Origin of the sequence: Micromonospora sp. RP3T (assembly GCF_003027925.1) — a bacterium.
GTDB lineage: Bacteria > Actinomycetota > Actinomycetes > Mycobacteriales > Micromonosporaceae > Micromonospora.
Map to the genome: position 1 here is coordinate 1 of NZ_PYPS01000020.1, position 26197 is coordinate 26197.

Annotated in this window: 26 protein-coding genes and 2 pseudogenes; 19 read left to right on the forward strand and 9 right to left on the reverse strand. The window is 73.9% G+C overall.

Annotation, left to right across the window (positions count from 1 at the left end; genetic code table 11):
• From C8054_RS17090 to C8054_RS17100, 3 genes are all read left to right on the forward strand, one after another.
• On the forward strand, positions 1-368 hold a 368-nt coding region (locus C8054_RS17090; RefSeq protein ID WP_368854613.1), incomplete at its 5' end, for an oligopeptide/dipeptide ABC transporter ATP-binding protein.
• A 258-nt stretch (positions 369-626) separates the two neighbouring features.
• Positions 627-1184 carry an RNA polymerase sigma factor gene (locus tag C8054_RS17095; protein ID WP_199199803.1) on the forward strand — a complete coding sequence of 186 codons (558 nt, stop codon included), beginning with the start codon at positions 627-629 and terminating at the stop codon, positions 1182-1184.
• Positions 1177-2421, forward strand: coding sequence for a sialidase family protein (locus tag C8054_RS17100; RefSeq protein WP_107157800.1), 1245 nt, complete (start codon positions 1177-1179; stop codon positions 2419-2421). The genes C8054_RS17095 and C8054_RS17100 overlap by 8 nt, the downstream gene beginning before the upstream one ends.
• A gap of 91 nt (positions 2422-2512) precedes the next feature.
• On the opposite strand, the gene C8054_RS17105 is transcribed toward C8054_RS17100, so the two are convergent.
• Positions 2513-3508, reverse strand: coding sequence for a YafY family protein (locus C8054_RS17105; protein WP_107157801.1), 996 nt, complete (start codon positions 3506-3508; stop codon positions 2513-2515).
• 44 nt (positions 3509-3552) lie between these two features.
• On the opposite strand from C8054_RS17105, the gene C8054_RS17110 reads away from it, so the two are divergent.
• Both C8054_RS17110 and C8054_RS17115 read left to right on the forward strand, forming a co-directional pair.
• A complete protein-coding gene (locus tag C8054_RS17110; RefSeq protein ID WP_107157802.1) occupies positions 3553-4029 on the forward strand; it encodes a hypothetical protein in 477 nt (158 codons plus the stop codon).
• On the forward strand, positions 4029-4484 hold the full coding sequence (locus tag C8054_RS17115) for a hypothetical protein (protein ID WP_107157803.1): 456 nt from the start codon (positions 4029-4031) through the stop codon (positions 4482-4484). The genes C8054_RS17110 and C8054_RS17115 overlap by 1 nt, the downstream gene beginning before the upstream one ends.
• Here C8054_RS17115 and C8054_RS17120 read toward each other — a convergent pair.
• A complete protein-coding gene (locus C8054_RS17120) occupies positions 4459-5139 on the reverse strand; it encodes a TetR/AcrR family transcriptional regulator (protein WP_107157804.1) in 681 nt (226 codons plus the stop codon). The two genes, C8054_RS17115 and C8054_RS17120, sit on opposite strands and share 26 nt — an antisense overlap.
• 112 nt (positions 5140-5251) lie before the next feature.
• On the opposite strand from C8054_RS17120, the gene C8054_RS17125 reads away from it, so the two are divergent.
• The 7 genes from C8054_RS17125 to C8054_RS17155 all read left to right on the forward strand — a co-directional run bounded on the left by C8054_RS17125 (position 5252) and on the right by C8054_RS17155 (position 12403).
• Positions 5252-6751, forward strand: a complete 1500-nt coding sequence (locus C8054_RS17125; RefSeq protein ID WP_107157805.1) for an NAD(P)/FAD-dependent oxidoreductase — start codon at positions 5252-5254, stop codon at positions 6749-6751.
• On the forward strand, positions 6744-7712 hold the full coding sequence (locus C8054_RS17130) for an SDR family oxidoreductase (protein ID WP_107157904.1): 969 nt from the start codon (positions 6744-6746) through the stop codon (positions 7710-7712). The genes C8054_RS17125 and C8054_RS17130 overlap by 8 nt, the downstream gene beginning before the upstream one ends.
• A complete protein-coding gene (locus C8054_RS17135) occupies positions 7709-8560 on the forward strand; it encodes an alpha/beta fold hydrolase (protein ID WP_107157806.1) in 852 nt (283 codons plus the stop codon). Before C8054_RS17130 ends, C8054_RS17135 begins: the two co-directional genes overlap by 4 nt.
• Positions 8561-8638: 78 nt before the next feature.
• Positions 8639-9292, forward strand: a complete 654-nt coding sequence (locus C8054_RS17140) for a GntR family transcriptional regulator (RefSeq protein WP_107157807.1) — start codon at positions 8639-8641, stop codon at positions 9290-9292.
• Positions 9289-10566 carry a nitrate/nitrite transporter gene (locus tag C8054_RS17145; protein ID WP_107157808.1) on the forward strand — a complete coding sequence of 426 codons (1278 nt, stop codon included), beginning with the start codon at positions 9289-9291 and terminating at the stop codon, positions 10564-10566. Before C8054_RS17140 ends, C8054_RS17145 begins: the two co-directional genes overlap by 4 nt.
• Before the next feature lie 122 nt (positions 10567-10688).
• Positions 10689-11777 carry an S-(hydroxymethyl)mycothiol dehydrogenase gene (locus C8054_RS17150; RefSeq protein WP_107157809.1) on the forward strand — a complete coding sequence of 363 codons (1089 nt, stop codon included), beginning with the start codon at positions 10689-10691 and terminating at the stop codon, positions 11775-11777.
• A complete protein-coding gene (locus tag C8054_RS17155; RefSeq protein ID WP_107157810.1) occupies positions 11774-12403 on the forward strand; it encodes an MBL fold metallo-hydrolase in 630 nt (209 codons plus the stop codon). The genes C8054_RS17150 and C8054_RS17155 overlap by 4 nt, the downstream gene beginning before the upstream one ends.
• 102 nt (positions 12404-12505) lie before the next feature.
• On the opposite strand, the gene C8054_RS17160 is transcribed toward C8054_RS17155, so the two are convergent.
• Entirely contained in the window at positions 12506-13345 is an 840-nt protein-coding gene (locus tag C8054_RS17160; protein ID WP_107157811.1) for an MEDS domain-containing protein, read from the reverse strand.
• Between the two features lie 363 nt (positions 13346-13708).
• Between C8054_RS17160 and rho the strand changes: the two are divergent.
• From rho to C8054_RS17180, 4 genes and pseudogenes are all read left to right on the forward strand, one after another.
• Positions 13709-14809 (forward strand): annotated as a pseudogene (rho, locus tag C8054_RS17165) (transcription termination factor Rho); the annotation flags it as partial.
• A gap of 75 nt (positions 14810-14884) precedes the next feature.
• Positions 14885-15970 carry a DUF3626 domain-containing protein gene (locus tag C8054_RS17170; protein WP_107157813.1) on the forward strand — a complete coding sequence of 362 codons (1086 nt, stop codon included), beginning with the start codon at positions 14885-14887 and terminating at the stop codon, positions 15968-15970.
• Between the two features lie 183 nt (positions 15971-16153).
• Positions 16154-16879, forward strand: coding sequence for a hypothetical protein (locus C8054_RS17175; protein WP_107157814.1), 726 nt, complete (start codon positions 16154-16156; stop codon positions 16877-16879).
• 455 nt (positions 16880-17334) lie between these two features.
• Positions 17335-17877, forward strand: coding sequence for a hypothetical protein (locus tag C8054_RS17180; protein WP_107157815.1), 543 nt, complete (start codon positions 17335-17337; stop codon positions 17875-17877).
• Between the two features lie 90 nt (positions 17878-17967).
• Here C8054_RS17180 and C8054_RS17185 read toward each other — a convergent pair whose 3' ends face one another.
• Both C8054_RS17185 and C8054_RS17190 read right to left on the reverse strand, forming a co-directional pair.
• Positions 17968-19425, reverse strand: a complete 1458-nt coding sequence (locus tag C8054_RS17185; RefSeq protein ID WP_107157816.1) for an MFS transporter — start codon at positions 19423-19425, stop codon at positions 17968-17970.
• A 71-nt stretch (positions 19426-19496) separates the two neighbouring features.
• Entirely contained in the window at positions 19497-19733 is a 237-nt protein-coding gene (locus tag C8054_RS17190) for a hypothetical protein (RefSeq protein ID WP_107157817.1), read from the reverse strand.
• 137 nt (positions 19734-19870) lie between these two features.
• Between C8054_RS17190 and C8054_RS17195 the strand changes: the two genes are divergently transcribed.
• Positions 19871-21007 (forward strand): geranylgeranyl reductase family protein, encoded by a 1137-nt coding sequence (locus tag C8054_RS17195; RefSeq protein WP_107157818.1) that lies wholly within the window; start codon positions 19871-19873, stop codon positions 21005-21007.
• Here the strand turns inward: C8054_RS17195 and C8054_RS17200 are convergent.
• Positions 20994-22028 carry an NAD(P)-dependent alcohol dehydrogenase gene (locus tag C8054_RS17200; protein ID WP_107157819.1) on the reverse strand — a complete coding sequence of 345 codons (1035 nt, stop codon included), beginning with the start codon at positions 22026-22028 and terminating at the stop codon, positions 20994-20996. The genes C8054_RS17195 and C8054_RS17200 overlap by 14 nt on opposite strands.
• Before the next feature lie 97 nt (positions 22029-22125).
• On the opposite strand from C8054_RS17200, the gene C8054_RS17205 reads away from it, so the two are divergent.
• Positions 22126-22311, forward strand: coding sequence for a hypothetical protein (locus tag C8054_RS17205; RefSeq protein ID WP_107157820.1), 186 nt, complete (start codon positions 22126-22128; stop codon positions 22309-22311).
• A gap of 559 nt (positions 22312-22870) precedes the next feature.
• Here the strand turns inward: C8054_RS17205 and C8054_RS17210 are convergent.
• Positions 22871-24661 (reverse strand): bifunctional UDP-sugar hydrolase/5'-nucleotidase, encoded by a 1791-nt coding sequence (locus tag C8054_RS17210; protein ID WP_107157821.1) that lies wholly within the window; start codon positions 24659-24661, stop codon positions 22871-22873.
• A gap of 175 nt (positions 24662-24836) precedes the next feature.
• Between C8054_RS17210 and C8054_RS17215 the strand changes: the two are divergent.
• Positions 24837-24950: pseudogene (locus C8054_RS17215) on the forward strand (SDR family oxidoreductase); the annotation flags it as partial.
• A gap of 30 nt (positions 24951-24980) precedes the next feature.
• Here C8054_RS17215 and C8054_RS17220 read toward each other — a convergent pair.
• The gene (locus tag C8054_RS17220; RefSeq protein WP_107157822.1) at positions 24981-25631 is read right to left on the reverse strand and encodes a nucleotidyl transferase AbiEii/AbiGii toxin family protein; all 651 of its coding nucleotides are present in this window, start codon (positions 25629-25631) and stop codon (positions 24981-24983) included.
• Positions 25628-25954 (reverse strand): hypothetical protein, encoded by a 327-nt coding sequence (locus C8054_RS17225; RefSeq protein WP_107157823.1) that lies wholly within the window; start codon positions 25952-25954, stop codon positions 25628-25630. The genes C8054_RS17220 and C8054_RS17225 overlap by 4 nt, the downstream gene beginning before the upstream one ends.
• Between the last annotated feature and the right edge of the window lie 243 nt (positions 25955-26197).

Here is a 26197-nt window from a genome sequence, read left to right on the forward strand (position 1 = left end):
ACGACCTCGCCGTGATCCGCCACTTCTGCCACCGCGTCGCGGTCATGTATCTCGGCACCATCGTCGAGATCGGTGACCGGGACGCCATCTACACCCGACCGCAGCACCCCTACACCCGGGCGCTGCTGTCGGCCATCCCCGACGTCACCACCCTCGGCCCCGCCGGCCGGATCCGCCTCACCGGCGACGTCCCCACCCCGCTCAACCCGCCATCGGGCTGCCGCTTCCGTACCCGCTGCTGGAAAGCCACCGACCGCTGCGCCACCGAGACACCCGCACTGACCACCCGCGACGGCGGCACCCAACTCACCGCCTGCCACCACCCGGAGAGCGGCCCGATCACCGTCTCGACCGACGTGGGCACCTGACATGCAACGATGACGCGCAGAGGCAGCCGGGACGGGGGTGACGCGGGGTGGCACGGCTCGTCCATCTGAACGGCCCGCCCGGGATCGGAGCGGTGCCGACCCGTGGATCCGGCACCACGAACGTCTCATCGAGCGGGGCGGCGGACCCGTGGTGCCCGGGTCCATGTACGACCGCCTGACGGACGTGGTCCGGGAATGTCACCGGATCCTCCACCCGCCGGTCGTAGGGATGTGACGACCGGAACGGGAGGGGCCGATGTGGATCCGGAACAACAGGTCAGCCAGGTCTACGCCGCCTCGGCGGCGCGGCTGGTGGCGCAGATGTACGCCGTGACCGGCGACTACGCGGAGGCGCAGGACGTCGTCCAGGAGGCGTTCGTCCGGGCGCTGACCAGCCGGTCCCGGTTCGGTGAGCTGAGCAACCCGGAGGCGTGGCTGCGCACGGTGGCGTTGAACGTGGCCCGGTCCCGGCACCGCCGCCGCATGCTGTTCCACGGGCTGGTCCGCTCCGGCAAGCTGACCCCGGCGCAGCGGCACGACCCCGCCCTGTCGGCGGACCATGTCGCCCTGGTCGCGGCGTTGCAGCGGTTGCCCCGGCCGGCCCGGGAGACCGTCGTCCTGCATCACGTCGCCGACCTGTCGGTGGCCGAGGTGGCCACCGCCCTGGGCTGCTCGACGGAGGCGGTGAAGACCCGGCTGGTCCGGGCCCGCCGCGCGTTGGCCGGGTATCTCGGCGAGGACGACCCGCCCCGGTCACCCGCCACGTCGCCGCGATCCGTGCCGAACCGGCCGGACCGGGAGGCCTTCCATGCCTGAGCTGGACTTCCGCGGACTCGACACCGCCGCCCAGGCCGGCTTCAAGCCGCACTTCGCGCAGGTCGTCACCGTCGCCCGCCGGCGTCGCAGCCGTCGCCGGCTGCTGGCGGTCGCCACCGTGGCGCTGCTGGCCGGCGTCGCCGGCGTGGCCGCCACCCGACCGGACCCGGCCCCGCCGCCGCCCGGCCTGGCCCCGGACCGCACACCGGACTTCATCCCGACGCCGGGGATCACCCCGACCGCCGAACCCCGCCGGCAGGTCAACACCGGCCAACCGGCGGCCGGCGACCTCAGCCACGTCTACCTGCGCTGGAGCGAATGCCGCACCGGCTGCCCGCTGCGGTGGGCCGGCACGGACGACGGCGGTCGGCACTGGCGCACCGGTCCGCTCCCGGTGCCGAACGACGCCCACGTGGACCTGCGATCCGCGGGGCCGGGCACGATGGTCGCCGCGTACCAGTCCCGGTCGTTCTCGCAGGGATGGATCGCCAGCGTCGACGGTGGCGCGAGCTGGCGGGAGGTGACGGTTCGGCGGGTGGACGCGCTGCCGGCCGGTTGGCGGCTGCTCGGCAGTTCCGGGCCCGCCGACGAGCCGTTGCTCGCCGCCGATCCGGCCACCGGCGACCTGGCACAGCTCACCCGCCCGCCGGCGTTGCGCATGGGGGTGCTGGTGGAGAGCGTGCCGGCCGACGCCGGCGTCTGGGTCAGCGGGTTCACCGGCGAGCGCACCGAGCCCGACGGGCGGATCGTCGGCGTCGGCAGCGCGGTCGAGGTGAGCCGCGACGGCGGTCGCACCTGGTCCCGGCACGAGTTCCCGGATGGTCTCACCGCCTCCGACGATGTCGGGGGGCCGGCGGTCGCGACGTGGGACGGGCGCACCGTCTACGCGGTCGGGCGGGTCCGCGGTGACCTGGTGGTGTGGCGCAGCACCGACGGCGGCGCCCACTGGGCGCGTACCCCCGGTACCGTCCGCGTCGGCCAGCGCACCATCCGGGCGGCGGTGCGGCCTGACGGGGTGTTGACGGTCCAGGCCGGCATCTCGGCGGACGAGGACCCGCTGATGGTGGCCAGTTCCGACCGGGGCGCGACGCTGCGACCCGCGCCGCTCGGCCCGGGCGCCGACCCGCGTCCCGTGCCCGGGGGTTTCGTGCAGACCGGCTGGCCGGACAGCAAGGGCGCCTGGCTCTCCTCCGACGGGCGCACCTGGACCTGGCTCGACCCACCCGAGCTGCCCTGACCGGGCACCGCCGCCGTTCCCGCCCGCCCACCAACATCGATCAAGGAGTTCGCGTCGAGGTGGGTCTCGACCCCGGACGCGAACTCCTTGGTCAACGGGCGACCGGAGCGGGGGCGGCCGGGGAGTAGAGGGCGGCCAGCGCGGCGGCGGTACCGGCCAGGCGGGCGCGCAGGTCGGCGGGGGAGAGGACCTCCACGTCGGCGCCGAGCCGCAGCAGGTCACCGTGCGCATGGGTGAGCGACTCGATGGGAATGACGGCCCGCACCCAGCCCGCCGCGTCCGGAGGACCGGCGCTCGCCACGGCGGCGGCGACCACCACGTCGCTGCCGATCTCGCGCAACCGCTCCCGCCCGCGCGGGGAGAGCCGGATGGTGGCCTCGTCCCGGTGCAGCCCGGCCCGGAACGCCACCACGTGCGACCGCCACCAGGCCGGCAGGTCGAACTCCGGCCGCTCGAACGGCTCGTCCAGCGGGGTGAGGTCGAGGATCTGGTTGATCCGGTAGGTGGCCGGCCCGGCCCGATCCGGGCGGGCCGCGACCACGTACCAGCGGCCACCCTTGAGCACCAGGCCGTACGGCTCCAGCACCCGGGTCACCTCGTCGCGCCAACTCCGGTAGCGGACCCGGATCCGGTGTTCCCGCCACACCGCCTCGGCCACGGCGGCCAGGTGCGGCGACGGGTCCCCGTCGGAGTACCAGCCCGGGGTGTCCAGGTGGAACCGTTGCTCCAGCCGGGCGGCCCGGTCGGCCAGCGGGGCGGGGAGCGCGGCCCGCAGTTTGAGCTGCACGGCCGCCGCGACCGACTGGTAGCCCAGCTCGGCGGCCGGCCCGGGAAGCCCGGCGAAGAGCAGCCGGTCGGCCTCCTCGGCGGTGAGCCCGGTCAGCCGGGTCCGCCAGCCGTCGACGAGCCGGTAGCCGCCGGCGTGCCCGGCCTCGCCGTACAGCGGGATGCCGGCCGCGTGCAGCGCCTCGACGTCCCGGTAGACGGTGCGCGCCGACACGTCGAGCCGGGCGGCCAGGTCGGCGGCGGTGAGCCGCCCGTGCGCCTGGAGCAGCAGCAGGATGGACAGGAGTCGACTGGCCCGCATTCCGCTGACACTAGCTGTCAGGGAAGCGGCCCTACCGTCCGCGCATGGCCTTCCACGACAAGGAGCTGACCGTGCCGGGGACCGTCGAGGTCGCCGGCCGGCACGTCAAGCGCTACCACATCGACCAGCCCGAACGCCGGCTCGAACCGGAGGTGGTCACCGCCGCGTACGCGTACCTGCCGGCGCTGCTGCCCGGCCCGGACGGCACCACGCCGCCGGTGAGCTGGACGGTGCTGCACCGGGGCACGGACACCGGGGCGTACCTGCTGGCGTACAGCTGGTTCTTCGACAACGTCGTCGAGTGCCGCATCGCGATCGCCGGGCAACCGGCGCTGGCCTGCCCGGACGACGACCCGGCGCACTTCGTCGACCTGACGCGGCCCGGCGTCGGCTGCGTGTGGGAGCTGGGCGTGCTGGAGCACGAGCGCGCCGCCTGGGTCCGGCACCTGCTCGCGCCGGACGAAACCGACCTGGCCGGCTACCTGGCCGACACCCGCGCCGAGGGGCCGGTGGGACGCTGATGGGCGACTTCGACTTCCTCGTCGGCGCCTGGGACGTGACCAACCGGCGGCTGCGCGAGCGTCACGTGGGCAGCGACGACTGGGACGAGTTCACCGGCGTCAGCGAGGCGCGGTCGTTCTTCGACGGCGCCGGCAGTTTCGACGAGATGCGCTGCCCGAGCCGGGGCTTCTCCGGCTCCACCGTGCGGCTCCTCGACCCGGCGACCGGCCTCTGGTCGATCTACTGGATGAACAGCCGCCGGGGGGTGCTGGAGCTGCCGCCGGTGGTGGGCCGGTTCACCGACGGCGTCGGCACGTTCCACGCCGACGACTCCGACGAGGGACGGCCGGTGCGCTGCCGGTTCCTCTGGTCGGCGATCACCGCCGCCTCCTGCCGCTGGGAGCAGGCGTTCTCCACCGACGGCGAACGCACCTGGGAGACCAACTGGATCATGGAGTTCGATCGGACGGCGTGACGGGGGGTGTGGTGGTGCGGTAGATCGCGGTCAGCCAGACGTCGAGCAGCACGTCGACCACGTCCCGCTCGGCCACCGCCGGGCCGTCGCCGGCGAACGTCGCGTACCAGACCCGCTCGTTCATCGAGTTCAACGCGATGGCCAGGTCCCGGGCGGGCAGCGCGTCCGGGGCCGCGCCGCGCGCGCGTTCCATCTCGATCGCGGCCTGCACCGCGCGCACCCAGCGTTCCAGCACCTCGGCCCAGAGCCGCCGGACCTCGGCGTTCGTGCCGCGCACCTGGGCGCAGGCGAGCACCACGTCGCGGTGGCCGCCGAAGGTGGCGTGGAACCGGGCGATCAGCTCCCGCCACCGGGCGCGCGGATCCTCGGCGAGCCGGTCCAGCACGTCGCCGGCGGCGGCGTCGGCCTCCTCGGTGACCCGGTCGAGCAGGGTGAGCAGCACCGCGTCCTTGGACGGGAAGTAGAAGTAGAACGTGGGCCGGGAGATGCCGGCGCCCCGCGCCAGGTCGTCGATGGAGATGTCGCCGAACGCGCGCTCCCGCAGCAGCCGCTCGGCGGTGGCCAGGATCGCCACCTCCCGGTCGTCGCCGGTGGAGCGGCCGGCCCGCCGTCCACGGTTCGGCGTGGTGCCGGTCGGCGTCCGGGCGGTGGTCATGTCGGCCGATGCTACACCCGCTCAACACCCTGTCGATCGGACTCGACAGGGTGTTGACCGGGGTCCGGGGCGGTGGATAGGGTCCGGTCACCGCGGGAGAACGGGAGAAGCCATGGCCTCCGACCACGTCGACGTTCTCATCGTCGGCGCCGGCCTGTCCGGCATCGGCGCCGCCGTCCACCTGGGACGCGAGTGCCCCGGGAAGACCTACGCGGTGCTGGAGGCCCGGGGCGCCATCGGCGGCACCTGGGACCTGTTCCGCTACCCGGGCGTCCGCTCCGACTCGGACATGTACACGCTCGGCTACTCGTTCAAGCCGTGGACCGACCCGAAGGCGATCGCCGACGGCGAGTCGATCCGCCGGTACGTCCGGCAGACCGCCCGCGAGTACGACGTGGAGCGGCACATCCGCTTCCACCACCGGGTCACCCGGGCCGAGTGGGACAGCGCCACCGCCCGCTGGACCGTGCACGCCCGTCGCGACGACACCGGCGAGGACACCACGATCACCTGCGGTTTCCTGTTCACCAACTCCGGTTACTACCGCTACGACGAGGGCTACACGCCCCCGCTGCCGGGCGTCGAACGGTACGCCGGCACGCTGGTGCACCCGCAGCACTGGCCGGAGCGGCTCGACTTCACCGGCAAGCGGGTGGTGGTGATCGGCAGCGGCGCCACCGCGGTGACCGTGGTCCCGGCCATGGCCGAGCGGGCCGCCCACGTCACCATGCTCCAGCGCTCCCCGACGTACGTCATCGCGCTCCCGTCGCGCGACAGGTTCGCCGAGGCCGCGCGGCGCTGGCTGCCCCCGCGCACCGCGTACGCGGTGGCGCGCGGGAAGAACGTCACGCTGGGGGTGGTGAACTTCCAGCTCAGCCGCCGGGCGCCCGGCCTGGTGAAGCGGTTCCTGCGCCGCGCCGCGAAGGGTCGACTGCCGGTCGGGTACGACGTCGACAGGCACTTCTCGCCCCGCTACGACCCCTGGGACCAGCGGCTGTGCGTGGTGCCGGACGGCGACCTGTTCACCGCGCTGGCCGAGGGCCGGGCGTCGGTGGTCACCGACACCATCGACACGTTCACCGAGCGCGGCCTGCGGCTCGCCTCCGGCGACGAGCTGCCGGCCGACATCGTGGTCACCGCCACCGGCCTCAACCTGCTGGCGCTCGGCGGCATGACGCTGACCGTCGACGGCGCCGACGTCGACCTCGCCGCCACCATCGCCTACAAGGGCATGATGCTCTCCGGCGTGCCGAACTTCGCCATGACGATCGGCTACACCAACGCGTCCTGGACGCTGAAGGCCGACCTGGTCGCCACGTACGTCTGCCGGCTGCTGCGCCACCTCGACGACACCGGCCAGCAGATCGTCACCCCGCTCGCCCCGGACACCGACGATCTCGTACCGATCATCGACCTGAAGTCCGGGTACGTGATGCGCGCGGTCGACCAGCTGCCCAAGCAGGGCCCGCGCGCGCCGTGGCGGCTGCACCAGAACTATCCTCGCGACGTGCGCCTGATGCGGCACGGGCCGCTGACCGACGGTGTCCGGTTCGCCCGTGCCGGCGCGCCGGCCGCCGCGGCCGTGGCCGCCCCCGGAGGTACCGATGCGTGATCTCGACTTTCCCGGCGGCACGGCGGTCGTCACCGGCGCGGCCAGCGGCATCGGGGCGGCGCTGGCCGACGGCCTGGCCCGGCGCGGCGCGGACCTGGTCCTGCTCGACCGGGACGCCGACGGGCTGGCCGCGGTGGTCGCGTCGATCCGGGCCCGGCACCTGGACCGGGAGATCCACACCTACGTGGTCGACCTCGCCGACGCCGAGGCCACCGACCGGGTCGCCGCGGAGATCCGCCACGCGCATCCCCGGATCCGGTTGCTGATCAACAACGCCGGCGTCGCGTTGGGCGGCCGGTTCGACCAGGTCACGCTGGACGAGTTCCTGTGGGTCATCGAGATCAACTTCCGGGCCGTGGTGCGGCTGACCCACGCGCTGCTGCCCTCGCTCAAGGCGGAGCCGGGCTCCCACCTGGTGAACGTGTCCAGCCTCTTCGGTCTCATCGCCCCGGCCGGGCAGACCGCGTACGCGGCCAGCAAGTTCGCCGTGCGCGGGTTCACCGAGGCGCTGCGGCACGAGCTGGTCGACGACGGGATCGGCGTCACCTCGGTGCACCCGGGCGGCATCCGGACCCGCATCGTCGCCAACGCGCGGGTGGGCAGCGGCGTCTCCCTGGAGGAGTACGGGGTCGGCAGCCGGCAGTTCGAGAAGCTGTTGACCATCGACCCGGCCGTCGCCGCCGAGGTCATCCTGCGCGGCGCGCAGCGGCGGCGCGGCCGGGTGCTGATCGGCTGGTCGGCCAAGCTGCCCGACCTGCTCGGTCGCCTCGCCCCCGCCGGGTACGGCCGGGTGCTGGCCCTGGGCATGCGCCCACGACCCGCCCGGGTGCCCGCGCCCCGCCCGGCACCGACCGCCCCGCCGGTCGGTGCGCAGGACGCGCCCGTGCCCACCGGCGTCGCCGATGCGGCCGGGTCGGCCCCCGACGACGCGGTCGGGCGGGAGCCGGGACGCCCGGCGTGACGGTCGGGCTGCCACCGGCCGACGAGCACACCGTGGCCGGTCTGCGGATGCGCTGCCGCACCACCGGCGACGGGCCGCCGGTGGTGCTGCTGCACGGCATCGGCCGTACCCTCGACGACTTCACCGCGCTGCACGCCACGCTGGCCCGCGACCACCGTGTGCTCGCGGTGGACCTGCCCGGCCACGGCGGCTCCGCGCCGCTGCCCGGACCGCACACGCTGCCCGCCCTGGCCGGCGCGGTCGCCGGGTTCCTGGACGCCGCCGGGGTCACCGGCCCGGCCCAACTGGTCGGCAACTCGCTCGGCGGGGCGGTGGCCATGCGCCTGGCCGCCGACGCGCCGCACCGGGCGGCCGGCCTGGCACTGCTCAACAGCGCCGGCTTCGGCCGGGAGGTGACCGTGGCGCTGCGGCTGCTGGCGGTGCCCCCGCTGGCGCGACTGCTGCTGCGCCCGCACCCGGCGATCGCCCGCCGTACCGAGCGCGCCATCTTCGTCGACCCGGCCCACGTCACCGAGGAGCGGATCGCCACCGCGCTCGCGGTGGCCCGGCAGCCGCACGCGGCCCGCGTGATGCGGGAGCTGGTCCGCGACCTGGGGACATGGCGCGGGGTACGCCCAGGCTGGCGCGCCGAGCTGCTCGACGCGGTGGCCGCGCTCGACCTGCCCACGCTGCTGGTCTGGGGCGAGCGCGACCTGATCCTGCCGGCCACGCACCTGGCGTACGCCCGGGCCCGGCTGCCCGGGGCGCGCAGCCACCTGTTCCGCGACACCGGGCACATGCCGCAGATCGAGCGGACCGTCGAGGTGGCGGCGCTGCTGCGCGACTTCTGGGCGTCACCCGGCGGGTGACGCGCCGCCCGACGTGGTCCAGGCCACCATCGCGCACACCGCCGGGGACCTCCGAGCGTCCCGGCCCATCATAGATACATGACGTATCCCCGCACCGGCACCGGCCTGTCCGCAGCCGAGCGGGCCTACCGCCACCTCAAGCGCGCCGTGCTGGAGCAGATCTACCCGGGCGGCCAACTGGTGAGCGAGGGGGAGATCGCGGAGGCGACCGGGGTGTCGCGTACCCCGGTCCGGGAGGCGCTGCTGCGACTGGAGTCGGAGGGCCTGGTCAAGCTCTACCCGAAACGCGGCGCGCTGATCCGGCCGGTGTCCGCCCGGGAGACCGCCGACGTGATCGAGGCCCGCCGCCTGGTCGAGCTGCACGCCGCCGAGCGGGTGTGGCCGCGCCGTGCCGCGCTCCGCGGCGAGCTGGCCGGCCGGCTCGACGAGATGCGCCGGGCGCACGCCGCCGGGGACCTCACCGCCCTGATGGCCGCCGACCGGGCCTTCCACGCGGGGGTCGTGGAGGCCGCCGGCAACGAGATCCTGGCCGAGCTCTACCACCGGCTGCGTGACCGGCAACTACGGATGGGTGAGGCCGGTTTCCGGCTCTCGCCCGGCTGGGCCGAGGTCGCCCTCGCCGAGCACGCCGCCCAGCTCGCCGCGCTCGACGGCGACGACCCGGCGGTGTGGCGCGACGCGGTGGCCGGGCACATCGACTCCGCCGCCGCCATGCTCGGGACGCTCCGGTGACCGTCGCCCGCCGGCCCGCCGCGCTGATCTACGCGGTGGCCGTGACCGCTTACGTGGCCGCCGTGTTCCACCGCAGCTCGCTCGGCGTCACCGGGGTCGACGCGGCGGACCGCTTCGGCATCAACGCCGCCGCGCTGGCCACCTTCTCGGTGGCGCAGCTCGCCGTCTACGCGGCCATGCAGATCCCGGTCGGGGTGCTGCTGGACCGCTACGGGTCACGCCGGCTGCTGCTGGCCGGCGGCGCGCTCATGGTCGCCGGGCAGCTCGTGTTCGCGGTCGCCACCGACGTCCGCCTCGCCGTCGCCGCCCGGGTGCTGGTCGGCCTCGGGGACGCGATGACGTTCATCAGCGTGCTGCGGATCGTGGCGTTCTGGTTCCCGGGCCGGCGCAACCCGCTGCTGGTGCAGCTCACCGGCACCATCGGCCAACTCGGCGCGGTGCTCGGCGCCGTACCCCTGGTGGCGCTGCTGCACCACGCGGGCTGGGCCCCGGCGTTCCTGACCGCGGCGGCGCTCGGCGGCACCGTGCTGTTGCTGGTCCTCGTCGTGGTCCGGGACACCCCGCACGCCGCGCACGTCGCCGCGCCGGCGCCCGGCCCGGCGGCGGTACGCCGGCAGCTCGCCGACGCGTGGGCGCAGCCCGGCACCCGGCTGGGCCTGTGGACGCACTTCGTCGCCCAGTTCTCCGGCTCGGTGTTCGCGCTGCTCTGGGGCTACCCGTTCCTGGTGCAGGGGCAGGGCTTCCCGCCGACCGCCGCGGCCGGGCTGCTCACTCTGATGACCGTGGTGACGCTGGTCTGCGGCCCGGTGGTCGCGCACCTGTGCGCCAGGCACCCGTTCCACCGCTCGGCGCTGGTCTTCGGCATCACCGCCGCCACCGCCGCGGTCTGGGCGGTGGTGCTGCTCTGGCCCGGCCGCGCCCCGCACGCGCTGCTGGTCGCGCTGGTCGTGGTGCTCGCGGTCAACGGCCCCGGCTCGGTGATCGGCTTCGACTACGCCCGGACGTTCAACCCGGTGCACCGCATCGGCAGCGCCACCGGCATCGTCAACGTCGGCGGGTTCGTCGCCTCCATCCTGCTGATCCTGGCCATCGGCGTGGTGCTCGACCTGGCCACCCCGACCGGCCGGGACACCCCGCCGCTGTCCGCGTTCCGGTGGGCGTTCGCGGTGCAGTACCTGCTCTGGGCGGTCGGCGCGGTGCAGGTGCTGCGCTACCGCAACGCCGCCCGCCGCCGGTTGGCCGACGGACGGATGCCGGTGGCGGTGCCGGCCTGAGCGGACCGCCGACCCCGCCGCCCGACAATTGGCCCAGCGGACACGTCAACCGGCGGGCGTCGCGCCGTCGGTCATGATCGGCGGTAGGTTCGGTGGGGGACCGAGAACGAAGGAGAACTGCCGTGAGTCAGGAAGTCCGGGGAGTCGTGTCGCGGCGCAAGGGCGCGCCGGTGGAGGTCACCACCATCGTGGTGCCCGACCCGGGGCCGGGTGAGGCGGTGGTCCGCGTCCAGTCCTGCGGCGTCTGCCACACCGACCTGCACTACCGCGAGGGTGGCATCAACGACGACTACCCGTTCCTGCTCGGTCACGAGGCCGCCGGCGTCGTCGAGCAGGTCGGCGACGGCGTCACCGACGTGGCCCCCGGCGACTTCGTGGTGCTCAACTGGCGGGCCGTGTGCGGGCAGTGCCGGGCCTGCCGGCGCGGCCGTCCCTGGTACTGCTTCGCCACCCACAACGCGGCGCAGAAGATGACGCTCACCGACGGCACCGAGCTGACGCCCGCGCTGGGCATCGGCGCGTTCGCCGAGAAGACGCTCGTGCACGCCGGCCAGTGCACCAAGGTCGACCCGTCCGCGCGGCCCGCCGCCGTCGGCCTGCTCGGCTGCGGCGTCATGGCCGGTCTCGGCGCGGCCATGAACACCGGCAACGTGACCCGGGGCGACTCCGTCGCGGTGATCGGCTGCGGCGGTGTCGGCGACGCCGCGGTGGCCGGCGCGGCGCTGGCCGGGGCGACGACGATCGTCGCGGTCGACACCGACTCCCGCAAGCTCGACTGGGCGCGGAAGTTCGGCGCCACCCACACCGTCAACGCCTCCGAGGACGACCCGGTCGAGGCGATCCGCGCGGTCACCGGCGGGTTCGGCGCCGACGTGGTGATCGACGCGGTCGGCCGCCCGGAGACCTGGAAGCAGGCGTTCTACGCACGCGACCTCGCCGGCACCGTCGTGCTGGTCGGCGTGCCGACCCCGGAGATGACGCTGGAGCTGCCGCTGCTCGACGTGTTCGGTCGCGGTGGCGCGCTCAAGTCGAGCTGGTACGGCGACTGCCTGCCCAGCCGCGACTTCCCGATGCTCACCGAGCTCTACCGTCAGGGCCGGCTCGACCTGGACGCGTTCGTCACCGAGGAGATCGCTCTCGACCAGGTCGAGGACGCGTTCGCCCGGATGCACCACGGCGACGTGCTCCGCTCGGTGGTGGTCTTCCCGTGACCGCGCACGTGGACCACACCGTCACGTCCGGGACGTTCTCGCTCGACGGGCAGACGTTCGACGTCGACAACAACGTCTGGGTGATCGGCGACGACCACGAGTGCGTGGTGGTCGACGCGCCGCACGACGTGGCCGCCATCCGCAAGGTGGTCGGCGACCGGCGGGTGCTCGCGGTGCTGGCCACCCACGCCCACGACGACCACGTCCGGGTCGCCCCCGAACTGGCCCGCGTCACCGGGGCGCCGGTGCTGCTGCACCCCGCCGACCGGGTGCTGTGGGACCAGGTCCACCCGGACACGCCGCCGGACGGCGACCTCACCGACGGGCAGACGGTCACCGTCGGCGGCACCACGCTCCGGGTCCTGCACACGCCCGGGCACAGCCCGGGAGCGTGCAGCCTGTACGCCCCGGAACTGGGCGTGGTCCTCACCGGCGACACGCTCTTCGCCGGCGGGCCGGGCGCGACCGGTCGGTCGTACAGCGACTTCGGGCTCATCGTCGAGTCGATCCGCACCCGCCTGCTCACGTTGCCGCCGGAGACGGTGGTGCACACCGGGCACGGCGACGACACCACCGTCGGCGCGGAGGCGCCGCACCTGGACGAGTGGATCGCGCGCGGTCACTGAGCACCCCGCCCGCCCCACCCTCGGCCCCGACGACCGGCGTGGCCACCGCCGACGGACCGGCGGTGGCGCTCGTCCGGGTGGACGGTGCGCCGGTGGCGGCGCTCAGGCCGGCACGCCGTCCAACACACGCAGCAGCCGGTCCAGCGCCGGACGGCATCCCACCAGCCGGATGCCGGTGCGGCTGGCCCGGCCGGCCCGCGCCAGCGCGGTGGCCGCGCCGGCGTCGGCGAAGCTCAGCTCCGTCAGGTCCAGCACCGGGGCCGGACCGGCCAGGGCGGTCAGCTCACCCAGCAGCGCCACGAACGCGTCACGGTTGCTGCGGTCCACCTGCCCCACCAGCCGTAACCCGGGCGGATCCCCGGTCCGGTAGGCCCGCAGCAGCGGCGACCAGGTGCGCGGCGTGAGCGGCCCGGCGGTGCCCGGGTGGGCCGCGGTGAGCAGGCGGAGCTGCTCGGCGGGGAAGCGTCGGCGGTCGTACAGGCACAGGCCGGCGACCCGGCCGTCGGGGAAGAGCGGGGCCAGCGCCTGCTCGTGGCGTCGCAGCTCGTCCAGGCTGACGCCGGACCGCAGCACCCACGCCATGTCGCCGCTGAGGCGTACCCCCGGGTAGCCCTCGTGCCGGGCCCGGTCGACCTCACGGCGGACCGTGTCGGCCAGGGCGGCCGGGGTGGGTCGTCCGGAGCCCGGGAACGCGTCCAGGGCGGGCAGGATCCGCAGCTGCCCGGCCGCCACGGCGGCCTCGGTGGGGACCCCGACGGCGTCGACCCGCAGGCGGACCGCCTGGGGCGTCCACGTCTCGGTGAAACAGACCACCTTGTGGCCGCGGCGGAGACCGGCCGCGGCGAAGCGACCCACGGCCTCCAGCGCGTCGATCTCGTCGTCGTGTATCCAGCAGACGTGATCGCCCAGATCGACCTGGTCGACCACTGTCGTAGCAGTCACGGTGCGGGCCTTCCCGGTGCGGCGGGTGCCCTCACCCTAACGAAGCGTCCGGCCCGGCGGCACCGGTGATCCGGTTGCCCGCCGCGGCGGGTCGGGTTAGCCTGCTCGTGGACCCGGATGCCGGCGCCAGACGCCGCCCGTCGTCCGACATCTCCCCTGTGGCCGGTCACCGACCGCCTTCTCCGCCGCTCGGCTGTCCGACCGGCTTTCTCCACCGCTCGGCCGTCCGACCGGCCGGCTTCTCCGCCGCGGTGACACCGGCCCCGGCCCGCGCCGGACCGGTGCCGACCCGCGCCGTTCCCGGTGTCTGCGTCCGCCGACACCACTCCCGACGAAAGGTCACCCATGAGCCCCGCGCACCGACCCGTCAGCGGTGTCCTCGACGCCGCCGGCGGGCACCACACGCTCCGGGTGGACGGCTACCTGCCGTCCACCGCCGACGTCACGCTCAGCGCCGGCCAGGTCCGCCGGTACGGCCTGCGCCGCGGCGACCTGGTCACCGGCACGGTCGCCGGCGCGTCCCACCCGGGCCGGCCGGTCCCGCTGGACCGGTTGGACACCGTCAACGGCCTGGCCGCCGGGCCGGCCCGGCGGCGCCGCGACTTCCACCAGCTCACCCCCGTGCACCCGCACGAGCGGCTACGGCTGGAGACCGAGCCGCACGTGCTGACCACCCGGGTCATCGACCTGGTCATGCCGATCGGCAAGGGCCAGCGGGCGTTGGTCGTATCCCCGCCGAAAGCCGGCAAGACGATGGTGTTGCAGGCCATCGCGAACGCGATCACCACCAACCATCCCGACTGTCACCTGATGGTGGTGCTGGTGGACGAGCGGCCCGAGGAGGTCACCGACATGTCCCGGTCGATCAAGGGCGAGGTCGTCGCCGCCACGTTCGACCGTCCGCCCCGGGACCACACCGCCGTGGCGGAACTGGCGATCGAGCGGGCGAAACGCCTGGTCGAGCTGGGGCAGGACGTGGTCGTGCTGCTCGACTCGCTGACCCGGCTCGGCCGCGCCTACAACCTCACCGTGCGCTCCGCCGGGCGTACGCTCTCCGGCGGCATCGACGTGGCCGCGCTCACCCCGCCCAAACAACTGCTCGCGGCGGCTCGCGCGGTCGAGGAGGGCGGCTCGCTGACCATCCTGGCCTCCGCGCTGGTGGAGAACGGCTCGGCCGCCGACACGCTCATCTTCGAGGAGTTCAAGAGCACCGGCAACGCGGAGCTGAAACTGGACCGAGGGCTCGCCGACCGGCGTACGTTCCCGGCGGTCGACGTGCGCGCCTCCGGCACCCGGCGGGAGGAGGCGCTGCTGTCCGACCTCGAACGGCAACGCCTGCGGGCGTTACGGTCCGCGTTGTCCACGCTGGACCGACAGGCCGCCCTGGAGCACCTGCTGCGCCAGCTCGGCGCCACCGGCGGAAACGCGCACCTGCTCACCCGCCTCGGCGCGACCGGCCGGTAGCCGTACCCCAGGTCCAGCCCTTTCCTCGCGGAATCTCCCTGGCCCGCCGGCCCGGCCCCGGCGATACTCGCCGGCATGCCCGGACCGACCCTGACCGCCGCGCAGTCCGCCGCCCTGCGACACGTGCGCGGCGTCGCGCTGCGGGACCGCCCGGCCGCGCTCGCCGTGATCGCGGAACACCTCGCCGGCTCCGGGGCCGACCTCCGCTGCGACGAGGTCGGCGCGATGGTCACCGGGTACGGCCGGCTGACCGTCAACTTCCACCCCGACCGGCTGCTGCGCGACGGCCGTACGGTGGTCGAGGCGCTCGACGACGAGGGCGTGTACCGCAGCCAGTTCGAGACCGGGATCTCCGGCGGCGGGTTGACCGCGTTCCCCGGTGGTGACCGGGACCGCTGGGAGGAGGTGATGTTCGGCGGCGCGTACCAGCGTCCGGGCGTGCCCGCCGCCCAGCGCCCGAAGTACGGCGGTCTCAACCTGCTCGACCATCTCGACGGCGCCTGCCCCCGGTTCGGCTCCTGCCACCTGCGGCTGCGCCCGGAGGTGGTGGCCCGGACCACGTTCACCTTCGGGGACAGCCATCTCGGGCCGACCGAGGTCGGCACCGCCACCGTCTTCGAGCCGGTCCTCGCCGCGCTGCTGGTCGCCACCGCCGGCACCGGCGTCAGCCTCGGCGTGTCCGGGATGGACACCGGCACGCTGTTGCGGGCGCTGCTGTCCCGCCGGGAACGGGCCGCCGCGCGGGCCGGTCGCGCGCTTGACGACTACATCGAGGCCCAGGTGCACGGCGAGCTGAGCCTCGCCCGTGACGTCGAGGCGCTCGTGGTCGACCCGTCGTTCCGCGACACCGGAACCGGCCGCCGCCTCGCCGGCATCGCCGACCGGTACGGTTTCCCGCTGCGCTGGCATTGCGGCTTCCAGCTGCCTGTCGACGGCGTCGACGCCGACTTCCGCGGCCCGGACATTCCGCCGCTGGCCGTCCGCGTGCACGCCGAGTTCGGCCGGCCGGGGGAGCCGCTGCACGCCGCCCTGATCGGCCGGGCCGCCGGGTCACTGGTCCGCGAGCCGCACCGCTGGGCCGACCGCGGACCGGCGGAGCTGACCGGGCAGCACCTCAAGCAGCTCTGGCACGTCCTGGTCCGTTTCGGCGGGCCGGCCTGATCGTCCGGTTTCCCCGCGCTCGCGGAGTGACCTGGATCGCAGCCGCAGCGCCTATCCGACATCTACGGAATGACCGACAGGTCGACCTGGTTGTGCCCCGGTACGCCGGCACCTGACCGGTGCCGGCACCCCCGAGGGGCGCTCACCCCGGAGCGCGTCGTAACGATCGAAAGGGCAACCATCGTGCAGCAGCACCTCACTCGATGGCTCCCCGCCATCGCGAAGACCGCCGTCGCGAGGACCACCGCCGTCGCCCGGAACCGTCGCGCCGCACTCGCCGTCGCGGGCGTGGCCGCCCTGGGCGGACTGGCCTTCGCACCCACCGCCGTCGCCGCGCCGGTGACCAGCGGACCCCACGCCGGCGCCAGGGCCGCCATCGACCTGGCCACCGGCAAGAAGACCGCCACCGAGGCGGTCACGTCCGGCCTGACCACCGGTAGCGACAAGGTGCCCACCAAGGCCGACCGGCCGGCCCGGGACAAGCTCGTGCCGCACGGCGTCGAGGGCGCGCAGTCGCGTATCCCGCTCGACGACGCGCAGCTCGACAACGCCAAGGCCATCGTCCAGGCGGCCAAGGAGACCGGCGTGGGGGAGCGGGGCGCCGTGATCGGCGTCGCCACGTCCCTGCAGGAGTCCAAGCTGTACAACCTGGGTCACCTCGGCACGTACAACGACCACGACTCGGAGGGTCTGTTCCAGCAGCGTCCGTCGTCCGGTTGGGGCACGTCCGAGCAGATCACCGACCCGGAGTACGCCAGCAAGGCGTTCTTCGGCGCGCTGAAGAACGTCGGCGGCTGGCAGAACCTGCCGCTGACCAGCGCGGCGCAGACCGTGCAGGTGTCCGCCTACCCGTACGCGTACGCGCAGTGGGAGGAGCAGGCGGCGGACATCGTCCAGCAGCTCTGGTGAGACGTCACCCGTGACCGGCCGGCCCCCGATTCGGGGCCGGCCGGTCCGTCTGTCCGGCGGCCGGTCGACGCCCGCCGGCAGCTGGCCGGCGGTGTTCCGCGCGCCGGCGTGGGTGGGACGCCACGGGTGTCTCGGGGCGCTCCGAGGCGCCGGTGGTGTGCTCCCGAACAGACCCGGTGCGTCGTTTGTCCGGTTTCGGGGTGGTGGGCGGCACGCTGGCGGTGGAATGGGCCGGGGGGTCGCGGCGTTGTATCCCGGTGCACGGCTGAGGAAAGCGAGCGGCCCCCGCCGCCGGCCCCCGCCCGGGAATGACGGCGGGTCCCCGGTCGTTGCACAGTCTTCCGGCGCCGCGTCGAGGCCTCCGCCCCGCGAGCAGCCGGATCCCCGAGAACTTCTTGTGCGCCTGACGGTGCCCGCACCCCCCGGTGCGTTGACCCCCGAATGGAGCCTTTCTGATGAACACGATGCTGCGTAAGAGTGTGCTGGGTATTGCTGGTCTGGCGTTCACCGGTGGTGTGTTCGCCGGTCCGATCGCCGCGCACGCCGACGCCTCCGCCCATGTGGCGAAGCCGGTCGTCGCCGTGCAGGGCGAGCAGTCCACGATCAACCTGAACGACGAGCAGACGGCCAACGTCAAGGCGATCATCGCCGCGACGAAGAAGGCCGGCCTGCCGGATCGGGCCGCGGTCATCTCGATCGCCACCGCGCTGCAGGAGTCGAAGCTGGAGAACCTGGGCCACCTCGGCGACCGCAACGACCACGACTCGCTGGGCCTGTTCCAGCAGCGCCCCTCCTCGGGTTGGGGCACGCCGGAGCAGATCACCGACCCCGAGTACTCGACGCTGGCGTTCCTGAAGGGTCTGAAGCAGGTCGACGGCTGGCAGGACATGCCGCTGACCAAGGCGGCCCAGACCGTGCAGGTGTCGGCCTACCCGGACGCGTACGCCCAGTGGGAGAAGCAGGCCACCGACCTCGTCAACAAGCACTGGAACAGCTGAGACAGCACGAAGGCCGGCACCCCTGCCCGGGGTGCCGGCCTTCGCGTGCGCCGTGGGTGTCAAGCGGGGCGCGTTCCTCTACCGGAGGCGTTAACGGGGGGCCCGGCCTTTCACCCGGCGGCCGGCGACGATGTCGACCACGGCGGCGACCAGCGCCAGCACGATGATGCCGGCGGCGAGCAGCAGCGAGTGCCGGAACGCCACCGACCAGTCGCCCCGGTTGTCGGCCAGTGTGGAGAAGAACAACGCGCCCACCGCCGCGATGCCGGCGGCCGAGCCGATCCGCTGTCCGGTCTGGAGCATGCCGGCCCCGCTGCCGGCCATCGGCACGGGCACCTCCGACAGCGTGAGCGTCTGGTTGGGCGCGATCACCAGGCCGCTGCCCAGCCCGGCGACGAGCAGCGGCAGCGCGGTACGCAGCGGCACGTGCTGGTGCGGTCCGCCGGTCAGCACCAGGTCGGTGGCGACCAGCCCGACCACCACGGCGAGCAGCCCGATCGCGACCAGCGGCCGGCCGTACCGGGTCACCACCCGCCCGCCCAGCGCGGAGGCGACCGCCGAACCGAGCGCGAACGGGGTGATCGCCAGGCCGGCGACGAGCGCGCTGTAACCCAACCCGATCTGGAGGTACAGCGTGAAGATGAAGAAGATCGCGGTGAAGCCGGCGAAGTAGATCAGCCCGATCAGCGAACCCAGCGTGTACGAGCGCAGCCCGAACAGCCGCAGGTCGAACAGGGGTGTGGTGTGCCGGGCGTACCGGCGTTCCCAGAACGCGAAGCCGGCGAGCAGCAGCAGGCCGAGCGGGATGAGCAGCCACTTGGTCGAGCCCTGCCACTGCTCCCGCTGCACCAGCGGCAGCAGGACCACGGTGACCCCGGCGCCGAGCAGCAGCACGCCGACCGGGTCGAGCCGGTGCCGGTCGGGCTGCCCGGCGGGCCGGGCGGGCATCAGCCGCCAGCCGAGCACCATCGCGACGATGCCGACCGGGATGTTGACGAAGAACACCCACCGCCAGCCGTGCTCGGCGCCGCCGAGCTGGATGAGCAGCCCGCCCAGCAGCGGCCCGACCGCGGTGGAGATGCCGATGGTGGCGCCGAGCAGCCCGAACGCGCGCCCCCGGTCGGCGCCCCGGAAGAGCTGCTGGATCATGCCGCTGACCTGTGGGTTGACGATGCCGGCGGCGGCGCCCTGGACGAGCCGGGCGACGATCAGCCAGGTCGCCGACGTGGCCAGCCCGGCGAGCGCGCTGGTCAGCGTGAACAGTCCCACCCCGACCACGAACGCGGTCCGCCGGCCGCGCGCGTCGCCGAACCGTCCGGCCGGCACCAGCACCAGGCCGAACGTCAACGCGTACCCGGACAGCACCCACTGCAGGTCGCTCGGGGTGGCGTGCAGTGCCCGGTCGATCGACGGGACGGCGACGTTGACGATGCTGACGTCCAGCAGCGTCATGAACGCCGCGACCAGGCCGACGCTCAGTGCCCGCCACCGACGTCGCTCGTCGTACCCGGTCTCCGTCGCCGGCGTCGACGGCCGGTCCCCACTCATCGTGCCCCCCACAGACCGTCGATCACGCATCCCCGATCGCTACCCGGACCTCGGTGGGGCAAACGAGGCGGTCAGGCCATCTGGCGCGCGCACCAGCGGGGCCCGAAGTCCAGGCCCGTCATCGGCGAGTCCTCGCGGTGCAGCAGTCCCCGCTCGGTGAGCGTGTGCAGCGGCTCGCGCAGCTCCTCCTCGGTCATCTGGGTCTCCTCGGAGATCAGGTCCGGGTACGGGACGTGTCCCCGCGCCTCCAGCGCGGACACCGCCTGGTACACCCGTTCCTCGACCGCGGACAACTGGACCTGAGGCATCGCTTCCCTCCTCGGCGTGGACCGTCCGACCGCCGGACGGTCGGCAACCGGCGCTTACCCGGGCGGCCGGCGATGATGCCCACCCGATCGAGGGTCGTGTGCGGCCACCCGGCTCGCCGGTGCCCTAGGCTGCACCAGTGATCATCTGGGATCTCGTCGTGGTCGGTGGCGGGCCCGCCGGCCTCTCCGCCGCGCGTGCCGCGGCCCGGGCCGGCGTGCGGACGTTGGTGGTCGAGCGGGCCACCCACCCCCGGTACAAGACGTGCGGCGGCGGCCTGATCGGCACCTCGCTGGCCGAGGCCGGTGACGTGATCGAGGTGCCCGCGCAGGACCGGGTCGACCGGGTGACGTTCACCCGGGACGGGCGACGCGCGTTCACCCGCCGCCACGCCGAGGCGGTGATCACGATGATCCGCCGCGAGGAGTTCGACGACCGGCTGCGCGCCGCCGCGGTGTCCGCCGGCGTCGAGGTCCGCGAGGGCGTCGCGGTCCGCGCGGTGGAGCAGGACCCCGACGAGGTACGCCTGCGGCTGGCCGACGGTGAGGTGGTGCGCGCCCGTGCGGTGGTCGGCGCGGACGGCTCCTCCGGGGTGACCGCCCGACACGTCAGGGTGCGCTTCCGCCAGGTCGATCTGGGGCTGGAGCTGGAGCTGCCGGTGCCCGCCGTCGAGCGGGACCGCTGGCGGGGCCGGGTGCTGCTCGACTGGGGCCGGGTCCCCGGCTCGTACGCCTGGGTCTTCCCGAAGGGCGACCGGCTCACCGTGGGCGTCATCTCCGCCCGCGGTGACGGCGAGCGGACCCGCGCCTACCTGCGCGACTTCGTGGCCCGGCTGGGGCTGTCCGGGATCGCGCCCGAGCACGACTCCGGTCACCTGACCCGCTGCCGCGCCGACGACTCCCCGCTGCGCCACGGCCGGGTGCTCGTCGTCGGCGACGCGGCCGGCCTGCTGGAGCCGTGGAGCCGGGAGGGCATCAGCTACGCCCTGCGGTCCGGCCGGCTGGCCGGCGCGGCGGTCGCCGACGGTGACCTGGACGCGTACCCCCGGGAGGTGGCGCGGCTGCTGACGCCGGAGATGCGGGCCGGGCACCGGCTGCTGGACGCGTTCCAGCGGCGACCGGACGTGTTCCACGCGATGCTGGCGACCCCGCTCGGCTGGCGGATGTTCGTCCGGTTCTGTCAGGGGCGGATCGGCTTCGCCGAGGCGCTCGACCGGCGACCGGTACGGGCCGGGCTGGCGCTGATCGACCGCCTGCCCCCGGTCAGGGGACGATGACCGCCCGCCCGTGGATGTCCCCCCGGCGCAGCGCCTCGTACGCCTCGGGCGCCTCGTCCAGCGGGAACGTCTGCACGTCGGCGTGCAGCCGACCGTCCCGGGCCAGCGCGATGACCTCCTGGAGTTCGGCGCGGGTACCCCAGAACGGCACCACCACACCGGTCTCCAACGGCACCGGGGGCGGCGCGTCGGCGACCGGCCGGACCGGCAACGTGCCCCCGGCCAGGCCGACCAGCAGCAGTTGACCACCGGTGGCGACGACCTGCCGGGCGGTGTCCAGGGTGGGCTGCGCGCCGACGAAGTCGAGCACCACGTCCGCGCCGTCCGGCGGCGGTCCGACCAGTTCGCGGATCTTCTCCACCGCGTCCGCGCCGGCCCGCACCACGTGGTGGGCGCCGAGCCGGTCGGCGAGGTCCAGCGCGGCGACGTTGGTGTCCACCGCGACGATCCGCACCGCGGTGGTGGCGACAAGGATCTGCAGCGCCATGTGCCCCAGCCCGCCGATGCCGATCACCACGCAGGTGGTGCCGGGGCGCAGCCGGGGCCGGGCCAGCTCCACCGCGTGGTACGGGGTCAGCCCGGCGTCGGTCAGCGGCGCGGCCTGGGTCAGGTCCATCTCGCCCACGTGCAGCAGCCGGGACGCCGGCACCACGACGTGCTCGGCCAGCCCGCCGTCGCGGCTGAGCCCGATGCCGCCGACCGGGGTGACCCGGCAGCGGTTCTCCTCGCCGCGCAGGCAGGCCCGGCACCGGCCGCAGCCGACGATCCCGTAGACCGCGGCCCGGTCCCCGGGCGACCAACCGTCCACGCCGGGACCGGCGGCCTCCACCGTGCCGGCGATCTCGTGGCCCAACGTCATCGGGGTGGGGAACATCCCTGCCTCGGCGTCCAGGATGTGCAGGTCGGAGTGGCAGGCGCCGACCGCGCCGACGCGCAGCAGCACCTCACCGGGGCCGGGCTCCGGGGTGGGCACCTCGGTCAGCTCCAGCACCCCCGGAGCGGTCATCCGTACCGCGCGCATGTCGCCCTCCCGCCTCGTCGCCGACGACCGTCGCGGCGGCATACCCGCACCGTCTCGGTTGATACCGCCGCCGGTCGGGCGGGCGCACAATGCGGGCATGAGCGAACCGGTCGAGTCGTTCACCGACGACGAGTACGCGTTCCTGCGGCATGTCCGCTTCGGCGAGCTGCCGCCCCGGGTCAGCCCCGAGGAACGCGCGGAGTCCATCGAGACGGACACCCGGCCGGACCGGCCGGATCCGACCGGCGGCGAGTCGGAGTGGCACCTGCGCGCCGGCGGCTGACACTCAGGCGACGAAGACGCCCCTGCCAACCCGGCCGATCAGCTCGTCTGACTGGATCATCGAGTCGACAGCCCGACGAACCGTCATGTGGGTCCGGCGCGTACGCGAGGAATGCGGGGGAGGGGCGCCATCGATGATCCGAGAACTGGAAGAGCTGCCCCTCATCCCAGTAGCGGAAGCTCCGACCACCCTCGTGCTCGCGAACGGGAGTGAGATCGCCGGATGGGCTTTCGTCTTCTCGGATGGTTCGGCCTGGATTGTCCGGCCAGACGCGAGGCCATGATTCACTCCGGCTCGGTGCGGGCTCTCGTCAACTTCTGGGCGCAGGTCTTCGAATGTGAGGTAGGGATCCCCAAGGAGGCTGTCCAGGCAGCGGCGGCCACGAAGGTGCCCGTGCGGACAGCTTTCAGATCTTGGAAGCTCTCGGCCCCTCCCGGGGCCCTCTCTTTCCAAGATCTCCGGGCCGGCCCGGGCCGGGGCCCGGGGCGGGGTGGGTCGGGTGGTGGTGTGGACATGACGAGGGGCCCCGGTGTGACGCCGGGGCCCCTCGCCGGGCGACTCAGAAGACCGGCACGCCCTCGCGGACCAGCTTCCAGTTCGGCACGAAGAAGTCGGCCGGGTCGATGGTGCCCTTGGCCTGCGCCCAGTCGATCAGCAGCTGGCGGATCTCCTGCTGCGCGTTGTAGACCTGCGTCTTCACGATGCCGGGGAAGTTGCCGCCGCCGCTGCGCCGGTAGTTGTTCACCGCCACCACGAACTGCGCGTCGGCCGCGACCGGCGTGTCGGTGCCGGCCAGCACCAGGCGGGTGATCCGCTGACCGACCGGCTTCGAGATGTCGATGTCGTAGTCGACGCCGGAGAACACGTCGTAGTTGTAGTCCGGCACGGCCGGGTCGCTGATCGTCTCCGGGTCGACCGTGGCGCCCACCGGCACCGTGACGAAGTACTTCGCTGAGTACTCGAGGTACGCCTTCACCTCGGCGCCGGTCAGCACGACCGCCTCGAGCGTGTTGTCGAACACGTACAGGCCGGCCACGTCGCGGATCCGCACGTCGCCCTGCGGGAACACCGCGGTGCGGCTGAACGGCGCGGCGATCGACAGCACGGGCAGGCCCGCGTACGCGCCGCCGGCCAGCGCCTCGGTGACCACCTCGGTCTGGACGTGGTTGATGAAGTCCAGGATCGGGGTGTCCTTGTAGCGCGACTCGGCGGCGGACAGCTCCACGCTCGACTGCGCGACCACCCGGTTGACGTACTCGACCGTCTTGGCGTGCTGGCCGCGCACGGCCGCGAGCACCGCCGGGTCCTCGGCCACGGTGTTGGTGTTCAGCGTGGTGGCCGACGAGTCGACGACCTTCCAGCAGCCCTTCTCCCGGGTCAGCGTGAAGTCCATCCGGGTCAGCCGCTGGCCCCACTTCGACGGCTCGGAGGTGAGCACCGCCTTGCCGGTCTTCAGGTTGGTGACGAACTTCTCCGGCACCTCGTTGTGGGCGTGACCGAACAGGATCGCGTCGATGCCGGGCACCTGCTCGGCGATCAGCGCGGTCGGGTTCTCGTTCGGCAGCTCCGGGCCGTAGCTGGAGGTGCCGCTGTCCCCGCCGTGCGCGGAGATGATGACCACGTCGGCGCCGCGCCGGCGCATCACCGGCACCCACTTCGCGGCGGTGGCGACCATGTCGGCGAAGACCAGGCGACCCTCGACGTTGGCCTTGTCCCAGATGGCCACGCCCGGGTTGGTCAGGCCGAGGATGCCGACGCGCAGCTTCGGCGCGCCGTGCCCGCCGAGCCGGACCTCCTTGATCACGTACGGCAGGAAGGCCGGCTTGCCGGTCTTGGAGTTGATCGCGTTCGCGGCGAGCGCCGGGAAGCCGAGCTGCTTGATCCAGGTGGCCAGCAGCGGCAGGCCGTAGTTGAACTCATGGTTGCCGAGCGTGACGGCGTCGTAGCGCAGCACGTTCATCGCGCCTGCCATCGGGTGCGTCTCACCGGTGCTGGTGATCGGCTCCTGCTTGGCGTAGTAGGTGGCCAGCGGCGTGCCCTGGATGGTGTCGCCGGCGTCCAGGACCAGCGTGGCCTTGCCCGTGCGCTCCGCCCGGATCTGGTTGACCAGGGTGGCCAGCTTCGCGACGCCGACGTCGTTGTGCTTGCTGTCGTCGAACTCGGCGTCCTTGTAGTAGTCCCAGTTGTAGACGTTGCCGTGGGTGTCCGAGGTGCCGAGGACGGTCAGGTCCCAGGTCTTCGGCTGCTTCGGCTTCGCCTCGGCGGGCGCGCCGGCGAGCAGCGGAGCGGTCGCCGCGGCGGCGGCGACGGCCAGCACCTGGCGGCGCGAGGCGCCGGAGGAGGAGGTCATGAGGTGCCTTTCCATGGGGGTAGGCGCCTCGTGGGCGCCGTTGCGCACCATAACCACCGGCTGTCACGCACGCCACAACACCCCCAAATGTTTCCGATCCCGTCACCCACCGCTGTTTTCCGGCCAGGCCGCACAGCAGCGGGCCGGCCGCGGGCGTGGCGGTCCGCACCGACGCCGCCCCGGCCAGCCGGCCGAGCTGGCCCCGGCGTACGTCTTCTTCGCCTCCCAGGAGTCCAGCTACGTCACCGGCGAGATCCTCGGCGTCACCGGCGGCAAGCCGACGAAGTGACCCGTCGGTACGCCCTCCGGTCCCGCCGGCTCAGCGAGGCCAGACGGACATCCGGTGGCGCACCTCGGCGATCCGGGCCGTGTTCAGTCCGTAGCGGCGGAACCGGCGGTCGGCCAGCCCGTCGAGGTAGCGGCCGGCCGCCCGGACGTCCTCCTCCTCCAGCGCCGGGTCCACCTGGTGGGCCAGCTCCAGCAACTCGGCCACCGGGTAGCGGTCCAGCGCGGCGGCGACGTCGATGTAGTCGCGTACCTCCCGGCGGTTGACCAGCGCGGCGGTCTTGTTGGCCAGCAGGTCCCGCACGTCCATCACCGGGCCGAAGTCCATCACCACCGGGCTGCGGCGCCGGTCCAGCCGGGCCAGGCTGAGCCGGATCTGCCGGTCGCCGCGGCTCACCACGAAGTCCCGCAGGTCCCGGTCGAAGCCGTCGAACACCTCGCCCAGACCGTCCGGGTCCGCCTCGTCCACCCGGTAGCCGGCCCGTTCCAGCGCGGCCCGCACGTCGGCCGCCGCCGCGGCGGCGGCGCCCTCCACGTCGGCGAACAGGTCCACGTCCTCGGTCGGGCGGGTGACCAGGCCGTGCGCGGCCCAGGCCACCCCGCCGCCGAGCACGAACCGGTGCGGGCCGGCGGCGGCGAGCGCCACCCGGGCCACCTCCCGGTAGAAGTCGTGCGGATGCGTCACGCGGTACGCAGGCTCCGGTGCCGGCCCTCCCAGGCCAGGCGTACGCCTCGGGGCAGGTTGAGCAGCGGCCACACCCGGCGCAGCGTCGGAGCGTGGATCAGCTCCCGCAGGTCCGTCACCCGGGTGGTCTCGCGCAGCACGTTCTCGTACATCCAGAGCAGCTCGTCGGGGTCGGCGAGGTCGAAGGCGCGTTCGCTGTTCCACATCAGGCGCACCGGCAGCTCGACGACGCCCCCGGTGGGGCCGGCCAGCTCGTCGAGCGTGCGCGGGACCACGGCGGGACGCCCGGGCCGGGCGAGGTACGCGCTGGCGGTGGCCGACATGCCATGAGGGTAACCCCTGACCGGCGTGTCGAGCGCCAAGGTCGGTGACCGGGGTCACGACGACCGGCGGAAGAACGGCCGTCCCGGTACCGTTGTGGAGAGCGTCGGTGTGACCAGTGTCCCCGGGCCTCACCTAAATTGCCTTCGCGGAATACCGTTCGGCTGGAGCCGCGTCGCGCCACTCGCCGAGAGGCGACCTGCACACCGACGCCCAGCGCCGCCCCGGTCATCAGGCCGGGGCGG